Here is a 9,147-nt window from a genome sequence, read left to right as displayed (position 1 = left end):
CTTGTCGGCCTTGATAGCATACGTGCTCATCTATGCTCCCGTACCCGCAGTGTGTTTAAGGGCGGGTCAAAAACCACTGCATTGTTAATTTGAGCGATTGTTCATTGCCTTCTACCGCTCGGCACACTTTGCACCCGTCGCAAAACACGCCAAGCCGTTTATACCCAATAACTCTAGACGGCGCGGTTGTGGTAGACCTTGTACTTAAACTGGTCGGCGCGCGCAACCGAACGCGTATACTCGATAATCTCGTTGTTCATGTCATAGGTGGTACGAACCAAATCGAGGACCGGCGCACCTTCGGCAATCTCGAGCAGACGTGCATCGGAATGGCGGGCGATACTCGCATAGAACTCCTCCTCGGCCAGTCGAACTTTCTCGTGATAGTCCTGCTCGATCATGTCGTACAGCGATTTGTTCTCAATCATGGGACGCTTAAGCGCAAAGAATTTGCGGCTTGGCAGATACGTGCACTCAATCATCAGCGGCACGCCATCGGCAATGCGCAGGCGCTTGATCTTGTACAGACGCTCGCCCAGACGCGCGTTCATCTCTACGGCAATATTCTTGTCAGCTTCGACCTCGGTAAACTCAAGAATCGTCGTCTTGGGCACACGGCCAATCGCCTTCATCTGTTCGGTAAAGCTATAGGTTTGCGTGAGGTTTGCCGTCTGCAGAGAGCGGTCGCACACCATGGTTCCGCGGCCGCGCTGACGGACCACCAAGCCCAAGCGCTCAAGCTCCTGCAGAGCAAGGCGAACCGTCGTACGCGAAAGCCCGTAGCGTTCCGACAGATCGCGCTCGGACGGCAAATAGTCGCCGGGTCGAAGCTCGTGATCGATCTTATCGGTCAGCAAATCGACGAGCTGATCGTACAGAGGTTGTTTGCGCGCTCCCATTGCCATAATGATACCTGCCGGATAAATGACTCGAAATTGGTTGTAACCAGACACCACGTACTATAGCAGTTTTAATAGAATAACAGCAGGTCAACCCATATATTTCAATTTTTACGAGTAGATAAGCTTTACACTGTAATACCAATCTCTCCCGCAACGCAAAAAGCCCGTTAGAACGATGTCCGTTCTAACGGGCTTAATCAGATATACCGGCTTCGCACTCGGAAGCTCAGGCGAACCTTATGCAAACAGGCCGTAGATGCTGATGTTGGCCTTGGCGTACAGGCCGTTGGCGTACCCGGTCCACTTGGAGCTGGCGCTGGAGGCCTGCGAAGAATACTGCTGATAGGCGGTGTAGTAGGCGGTCATGGCCTGCTTATAGGTTGCGCTATCGGCGGTAAAGGAATCGTTGGCGAAGGCCTTAGCGTAGGTGCTGTTCTCGTCCTTCCAGGTGCCCTTCTCGCTATCCCACTCGTCACCGGCAAGGTTGATGATGTAGTCGGCATAATCCTTGCTCGCGGTGTCCTCGTTGCCGTCGGAAGGCTCGGTTGGAGCGGTCGGCATACTCGCACTATCGCCCGCCTTCTTCTTGTAGAGCTTCTGCAGCGTCGCGGACTGGCGGACGATCTGCTTGGCCTGATCCTTGGACACGCCGTACTGCTTGGCCATGGTGCCGTAATCCGAAGTGCCGATAGAATCCTCGGCGTACTTCTTCATCTCCTTAGAAGAGACAGTGATGCCCTCGTCCTCGGCAGCATCGAGTAGGATCTTGTTGCGCACATAGGACAGGATGACGTCGGCGGACGGAGCGGTGTAATTGCCATCGCTATTCTTGACTTTATCGAGGCTATACTGGCTCTCGATGGCCTCGCGCGCGGTGATATCGCTCTTCTTGCCGTTGTAGCTATAGCTTGCCACGGTCGAATCGAGCTGGTCCTCGGTGAGGGTAGCCGAGCCGACACCCTTGCCGCCAAAGCCGCCATTGCCAATAAAGAAGCCGACCACCGCAGCAATCACGATGGCGACCACAAAGGCGGCAATCATCGTCTTCTTGTGCTTGGATGCATGGTCGTCCACGTCGCAGTCGTCATCGTCCTGCTCTTCGGGCATGAGGTTCTCGTCGGCGGCGTCGGCGGCGACCTTTGCCTCCAGGCGAGCGTCCTCCTCCTCGGCGGTCGTGCCGGCGGCAATATGTTCGGCAGACGTGCCGGCGACCAGATCGATCTTCTCGTCATCATCACCGTCGGGGCCTTCGCCGCGCTCGATGATCTGGATGCCGTCGATCTCGTCCTTCTCGTCCTTCTTTTGAATCAGACCCATAGTCAGCTACTCCTTATTGGGAACACAATCCCTAACAGAATACGCCCGACGAGGCGCCGGGCATATTGATTCTTAGGTTATACGCAAACACTTAAGTACTATTTAGGCGTTTGCAGCCTGCATGCTTTAGGCCAGGTGCTCAATAACGGCATCGGCGAAGGCCTGCGTACCCACCGCACCCTCGACGGAACCAGTCTGGGCACGACGTACGTCGCCGGTAACCTGCTTACCCTCATCGAGCGTGGCAGAGACGGCGGCGCGGATACGATTGGCAGCATCGTTCTCGCCCAGATGATCGAGCATCATAGCCGCAGACAGAATCTCGGCCGTGGGGTTGGCGATATCCTGACCAGCGATATCGGGCGCGGAGCCGTGCGTTGCCTCGAAGATGGCGCAGTCGGCACCGATGTTGGAGCCGGGGGCCATACCCAGGCCACCCACCAGGCCAGCGCACAGATCGCTCACAATGTCACCGTACAGATTGGGCAGCACCAGGACATCGAAGTCGTCGGGGTTTTGGACCAGGCCCATGCAGGTGGCGTCGACGATCTTGTCGTTGAACTCGATATCGGGATAGTTGGCGGCCACCTCGCGCGCAACGCGTAGGAACAGGCCGTCGGTCGCTTTCATGATGTTGGCCTTGTGTACGGCCGTCACCTTTTTGCGGCCGCAGCGGCGGGCGTACTCAAAGGCATACTCCACAATACGGCGACTCTTGGCGATGGAGATCGGCTTGATCGAAATCGCGGAATCGGCGGCGAAGGTCTTTTGGCCCGAACGCTCAACGAGATGCGAGAGCTCCTCGACCTCGGCAGCGCCCTCATCGAACTCGATGCCGGCGTAGAGGTCCTCGGTGTTCTCGCGCACGATGACCAGGTCGACGTCGCGGAAACGCGAGCCGTCGCCCGGCTGCGACAGACAGGGGCGCACGCAGGCGTACAGGTCAAAGTGCTTGCGCAGGGCCACGTTGACGCTGCGGAAGCCCGTGCCAACCGGTGTGGTGATGGGACCCTTGATGGCAACCTTGGTCTCGGCGACCGCATCGAGCACATGCTGGGGCAGCGGCGTGCCAAACTCGTCCATGACGCCGGCGCCGGCCTCCTGGACGTTCCAGTTGATCTGGACACCGGTGGCCTCGACCACGCGGCGCATGGCCTGCGTAATCTCGGGACCGATACCGTCGCCGGGAATCAGGACTACATCGTGCGCCATAATCTGTTACTCCTCGTCTTCGGCGTCGTCGGATTTTTTAACGCTAGCACGCTTCTTCTTTTTGGAGAGATCCAGGCCAAAACGTTTAACAAGCATTTCGCAGATCTCGCTCGAACGGGCCTTGAGATAGCTGCCCTTGCCGTTCTCGGCGTCGAACTTAAGGCGCAGTGCGAGCTTCTCGGCAACCTCGGCGTCGATCTCGCCCCGGCCGAACTCGTACAGGCAACCGAGCATGTCGCGATACTCGAGGTCGCCGTGGTAGCACTGGATGGCCTCGTCCAGAATCGGCCAAGCCTCGCGCGACCGCTCGACGCCCGTGGCTCCCCACACGCACAGCAGGCGGAAGGCGGCGTAGCGCAGCGTGGAGGAAATCTCGTCGAACAGCGCGGTCTCGGCGCCCTCGAAGGCATCGCCCAGCTGCTCGGGGCAGGTAGTGGCGAGCGCCGCCAGGGCATCGAGGGCCTCCCAGCGGGTCTGAGCCTCGGGGCGGTCGAGCGCCTCGATCAGCGCGGGCGCGCAGGGCACGACGCGCTGGGGATCGCGCTCAGCAAGCAGATGCAGCACGCGGGCGGCAAACTGGCGGATGCGGCGCGTGGGACAGCCAAGCTCTTGGACCAGGCGGTCGACGGCGTTCTCGTTCTCCTCTGCCAGCTGAAGCTGTGCCAGCTCCTCGTCGGTGAGCTGTTCGTCTTTATTTTCTGCCATAGTTACCTCTTCTATTTATTTCTTGGCGTGCTTGCCAGCACCCTTGCTGTCATCGGTGACTGAGATGAGCTGTCGGTCGGAAGCGCCATTGTGGCGTGCGCGACGGCGGTCCTCGGCGTCGCCCGCATCGGCGGCGGCGCGATGGGCCTTGTTGACATTAAAGACCTCGTCGTGCTTGCGCCATGGGCCGACGGATTCGCCAAAGCTCATCTTAAGGCCGGCGATAAAGCCGCCGAGCCAGCCGATCGGCGCAAACTGCACCAGCGGGAACAGCGAGAACACCCAGGTCAGCAGGACGACTGCCGCCGCTCCCGCAAAGTTGGCAATCCAGTAGTCGCGCTTGGTGATGACGCGCTTTTCGCACGCCCACTGGCCGCACAAAAAGCCAATGTAGATCGCAAAGAGAAAGAGCACCAGCGCAAGTACCACGAACGTCCAGCTCATGGGCGCTACTCCCCGTGATGGTGGCCGCAGCAGCACTCGTGGCCGTCGTCATGGCCGTGGCCGCCGCAACACTCGTGGGCCTCGCCATGGTGGTGGCCACAACCGCACTCATGGTCGTCGCCATGTTCGCCGCAACCGCAGCCTTCCTCGTGAGCACCGTGCTCCTCGGGACGATACTGCGACCAGTCCAGACCGGCGGCGATGGCGTCGGCCTCCTCCTTGTAGAGGACCGTGATGGCCTGGGTGCCCAGCTTGGCACCACCGATGGCGTCGAGCATGTCGTAGAGCGTAAAGGCGACATCGGCGCCGGGCAGCGCGAGCTCGCGGTCATCGGCGTAGGCGAGCGCCAGACGCAGGTCCTTAATGAAATGCTCGACCATAAAGCCGGGCTTGTAGTCGCCGTCGAGCGCCTTGGGAGCCAGGCTCTCCATGGCGCCGGACTTGCCGGTACCGCCCAGGATCATCTGGCGGGTCTTCTCCAGGTCAAGGCCGCTCAGCTCGGCAAATGCCATGGCGTCTGCCATGCCGACCATGCAGGCGCCCAGCGACACCTGGTTGGCGAGTTTGGCAGCCTGGCCCTTGCCGGCGCCGTCGAAGCAGCAGATGTTGGCCGCAAAGGTGGCAAGGATGTCGCGAACCGGCGCGATGTCGTTCTCGGTAGCGCCCACGATAGCCGTGAGCGTACCGGCGATAGCGCCCGACTCGCCGCCGGTGACGGGGCAGTCAAACGCCATGCGGCCAGATACCTGGGCGGCCTCGGCAATGTCACGGGCGAGCTCGGGCGAGCTCGTGGTGAGGTCGATCAAGACCGCACCCGGCTTGGTGCACGCGAGCAGGCCGTCGCCCGCCAGGTAGAGTTCCTCGACCTCGGAGGGATAGCCCACCATGGTGAAGACGACATCGGCGTTAGCCACGGCCTCGGCCGGCGTATCGGCCCAGACGGCACCGCGCTCGATAAGCGCTGCGGCCTTGGACTTGGTGCGGTTGTTGACCGTGACGGGATAGCCGGCGTCCAAGATGTGGCCGGCGATGGGGGCACCCATGATTCCGGTGCCGATAAATGCGACAGAGAGCTTGTTTGCCATGAAACCTTTCCTTTTGGGTTGGGTGTTGCTACCAGGTTAAATACTCGGTGCCAGCGCTTGAGTTGCGGGGCGCCCGTGGTTGTAGCGCCTGTCTACTCACCGCGCACACGGCGCGCGATGCGGTCGGAAAGCGAGGCTTTCTCGGCGCGATTCTTGCCCCAAAATGCAAGCGCCACCATGCCGGGCCCCACGTGCGAGCCGATGGTAGGACCGACGGAACTACGGATAATCGTGGCGTCGGCGCAGCCTTCCTCCTTGCGGATGGCGGCCTCGAGCCAGTCACCGTCCTTCTCGGCATCGGCAGTCATAATAGCGATGGGCATGGTGCGATCGGGCACGTAGTTCTCGCGGAACGACTTGAGGATGGACTTGAGTGCCTTCTTGCGGCCGCGGTTGACGCCGATCAGCGACAGCGAGCCGGCCAGGTCGTAGGAGAGCTCGGGCTTGACGTCGAGCTTTGCCGTGAGCTGCGCCGCCGCGGGTGGAATGCGGCCGCCGGCGGCCAGTGCGTCAAAGCTCTCGAGCGTAAAGTAGCCGTGCACGTAGGTCTTGGCCTCGTTTGCCCAATCGACCAGCTGCCTGGCGGTGAGTCCCGCCGAGCGCTGGCGCACGGCTTCGAGCGCCAGAAGCTCGCCGGTCGCGCAGGGTAGGGCGTTATCGACCACGTAGAGCTCAAAGTTGGGATACTCGGCGCGCACGGCATCTGCCGCCTGGCACGCGGAGTTGTAGCTCGACGACAGCGCCGAGGTAAAGCACAGGTAGACCGTGGGCGTGCCCTCTTTGGCGCACTCGGTAAAGAACTCGATATAGCGACCGAGCGACACAGCCGAGGTGGACACGCGGGCACCGGCGCGCATGCGGTCGTAGAACTCCTTAGGGCTCATGCTCGACCAGATGTCGTCCGTGCGCTCCTCGCCATCGATAATGAAGGGGAAACCCAGGATATCGACATCGAGGTTCACGGCGACCTCGGGGCTAAAGTCGCAGCAGGTATCGACAACGATGCGGCAACGGTCCGAATGACCGGCGGATGCGGCCTTGTCCATCAAAGCGACTCCTTACGTAAAAAAGGCGGCCATCCGCATGGGATGGCCGCCAGCCGTTAACTCATGCAAGTTAACGTATTTTACTCGTCAAGTGTTTCGATACGGGGCTTGATGATGCCATATCCACCATTCTTACGGTGATACACCACATTGATGAGACCGGTCGTCGCGTTCTCGAACACGTAGAAGTCGTGACCGAGCAGATCGGTCTGCACCAGCGCCTGCTCCTCGGTCATCGGGGTGACATCGATGACCTTCTCGCGGACGAGCAGGTCGTCCTCCTCCTCGGGCAGCAGCAGGTCGGCCAGATCCTCGACGCGCTCGACCGGTGCGACATCCGCGGCGCTGGCACCACCCTGGCGGTTGTCCACGACTTTGGTCTTGAACTTGCGCAGCTGGCGGGTAACCTTATCGGCAGAGAGATCGATGGCGGCATACATATCTGCGCCGTGCTCGGCAACGCGAATCACAGAACCGCGGGCACGAACCGTGACCTCGACAATTGCCGGGTTGGGGTTCGAGGGATTCTTCTCATAACGAAGCACAACGTCGACCGTCATGGGCTCGATATCGAAAACCTTGAGCGCCTCGCCGATCTTCTCATCCACATGCGCACGCAGAGCATCGGTTACCGTCGTCTTGCGTCCAGAAACCTTGATATCCATACGTGGCTCCAATCTGCCTCGGGAACTTACTGTACTGGCTATGTACCCATTGCCGTGCATTTAATCACGCGGATTCCCAAAGACCCGAATAACGATTGCTTGATACCGCATACCGAAGTCTCGCACTTTTCCGTGGCAAAGTGCGCTATGGGAGCGCGACGGCCGCTGTGGTTTTGCACCTGAAAAATGTCTTTGACCTGCTGGTTTTATGGAAACGAAAAAGCCGGGCTCCCCTGTCGGGAAAGCCCGGCCATGCGTGTTGAAACCGTGAAGAGGTATCTCTCCCAGCGTATAGGAGACACCGCCCCTAGCAATAACTAGCTATTAAGCTTGTTAATGTCATCGTCGGTGATAGTGCCCTCCTGGCTGGACGATTTATTCTCGGAAGTTGCACCCTCGCTGCTCGAATCGGAGGATGCGGACTCGCTGGATCCGGTGTCGGTCGACTGCACATCAGCGCCCGAAACCGTCTTAGTGGTAAGGTCATAGGGCATCGTGCCATACCAGACAGAGTGGACAGCATCGAGCGTGCCGTCGGCCGTAATACCGTCGAGGGCATCGCCCACGGCACGGCACAGTTCATCGTTGGCGGCAGGGCCTGCAACGCCGAGCGTCGAGGGCGTCTCGAGAGCGCCAACGTAGGAGATCTGGCTCATCAGACGTGCGAGGTAACCGCCGGCCGTGGAATCGCAGATCACATAGTCGACCTCGCCGGACTCGAGCGCTTCAAAGCACTCATTAATGTTGGAGAAGGTCTTTTGGTTGGCCGTGACGCTCTGTTTGGCGAGCGCTTCCCGCGATGCCGAGGAAGCCTGAACGCCCAGGGTAGCGGTGTTAAGCTTTTCGGTGGAAACGCTCAGTGACTCGCCGTCGCTCGTCTTTCCGAACACCGCCGCAGCGTCGTACAGGCAGGTACCAAGCGTGCTGATATCACCATCCGTGGAATTGATGTCACCAATGAAGATGTCAGCTTTTTTGTCGCCAAGCGCGGAATTGGCAGATGACGCATCGACGAAGGCAACCTTAAGGCCCATACGGCTTGCAAGGGCGCGGGCAGCGTCGACCGCGTAGCCCGTGAGGTTACCATCGGAACCCTGCATGGCCTGCGGAGCATCGGAGGTATCGAGGGCAACCGTCAGGGTACCGGGAGTGACCAGGGCATCGTCCGACACCGCCGGCGTGACGGTCTCGCGCTCGATCTGGTTAATCGTGGGTGTCGTGAACGTGGACAGTGGATTGAACGCGCATCCGCTCAAGCCCAATACGGCAATGACCGCCGCGGTCCCAGCACCCAACCGAGCCGCGTGCATCAAGCTGCCCCTCACCATGTCCACTACCCTGCCTTCTGTGTCGTATACAATCCGTGCGTTGCGCGGAATAACGGGTTGTTCCCACCAGCTGACCTGGTATTTGACCCCACACTTGCGCACCGGGGTGTTTGCTCGGGAGGCCGTAGCCACCTTCACGACTGGCCCGCTCGCCCGCGAGGCGGTATTGCCCCAAAGAAAGTAGAACGGACGGTGCGGCTTACATCTAGGACGCGCCATGATCGCGCCGCGCGCACGCGGTCGCTTACGTGGATCCCTTTGACCGCGTCTGTCTTGGACTAGGATGGACATTACGTCCGTCCGCAACCACAGCCTGGCAGGAACGTAGCGCATTATAGCTAAGTTCAAGCTAAAGTTTAAGGTTAGGGACGCCATTCGCACCGTGAGCACAGATTTTGCAGGTCGGAGCGGACCATTCGTGCCCCCATGAAGCCCGGAGCTCC

At 60.1% G+C, this 9,147-nt stretch carries 9 protein-coding genes; all 9 read right to left on the bottom strand.

The window, feature by feature from the left end:
• Positions 1-173: 173 nt before the first annotated feature.
• Complete coding sequence (locus tag SFLMC1_RS00845) at positions 174-905, bottom strand: GntR family transcriptional regulator (RefSeq protein ID WP_152074960.1); 732 nt, start codon at positions 903-905, stop codon at positions 174-176.
• A 234-nt stretch (positions 906-1,139) separates the two neighbouring features.
• On the bottom strand, positions 1,140-2,219 hold the full coding sequence (locus SFLMC1_RS00840) for a hypothetical protein (protein WP_152074961.1): 1,080 nt from the start codon (positions 2,217-2,219) through the stop codon (positions 1,140-1,142).
• 126 nt (positions 2,220-2,345) lie between these two features.
• Entirely contained in the window at positions 2,346-3,431 is a 1,086-nt protein-coding gene (locus SFLMC1_RS00835) for an isocitrate/isopropylmalate dehydrogenase family protein (protein WP_152074962.1), read from the bottom strand.
• A gap of 6 nt (positions 3,432-3,437) precedes the next feature.
• Positions 3,438-4,136 carry a hypothetical protein gene (locus tag SFLMC1_RS00830; RefSeq protein WP_152074963.1) on the bottom strand — a complete coding sequence of 233 codons (699 nt, stop codon included), beginning with the start codon at positions 4,134-4,136 and terminating at the stop codon, positions 3,438-3,440.
• Between the two features lie 15 nt (positions 4,137-4,151).
• Positions 4,152-4,580 (bottom strand): hypothetical protein, encoded by a 429-nt coding sequence (locus tag SFLMC1_RS00825; RefSeq protein WP_152074964.1) that lies wholly within the window; start codon positions 4,578-4,580, stop codon positions 4,152-4,154.
• A 5-nt stretch (positions 4,581-4,585) separates the two neighbouring features.
• Positions 4,586-5,665 carry an NAD(P)-dependent oxidoreductase gene (locus SFLMC1_RS00820; RefSeq protein WP_152074965.1) on the bottom strand — a complete coding sequence of 360 codons (1,080 nt, stop codon included), beginning with the start codon at positions 5,663-5,665 and terminating at the stop codon, positions 4,586-4,588.
• 92 nt (positions 5,666-5,757) lie between these two features.
• Entirely contained in the window at positions 5,758-6,711 is a 954-nt protein-coding gene (locus SFLMC1_RS00815; RefSeq protein ID WP_152074966.1) for a DegV family protein, read from the bottom strand.
• An 80-nt stretch (positions 6,712-6,791) separates the two neighbouring features.
• Positions 6,792-7,376: a ribosome hibernation-promoting factor, HPF/YfiA family gene (hpf, locus tag SFLMC1_RS00810; protein ID WP_035137685.1), complete on the bottom strand. Its 585-nt coding sequence runs from the start codon at positions 7,374-7,376 to the stop codon at positions 6,792-6,794.
• 317 nt (positions 7,377-7,693) lie between these two features.
• Entirely contained in the window at positions 7,694-8,704 is a 1,011-nt protein-coding gene (locus SFLMC1_RS00805) for a substrate-binding periplasmic protein (RefSeq protein ID WP_226814317.1), read from the bottom strand.
• Between the last annotated feature and the right edge of the window lie 443 nt (positions 8,705-9,147).

The organism is Collinsella aerofaciens, assembly GCF_901212495.1.
Classification (GTDB): domain Bacteria; phylum Actinomycetota; class Coriobacteriia; order Coriobacteriales; family Coriobacteriaceae; genus Collinsella; species Collinsella aerofaciens_H.
This window is presented reverse-complemented; position numbering and strand designations above follow the sequence as displayed.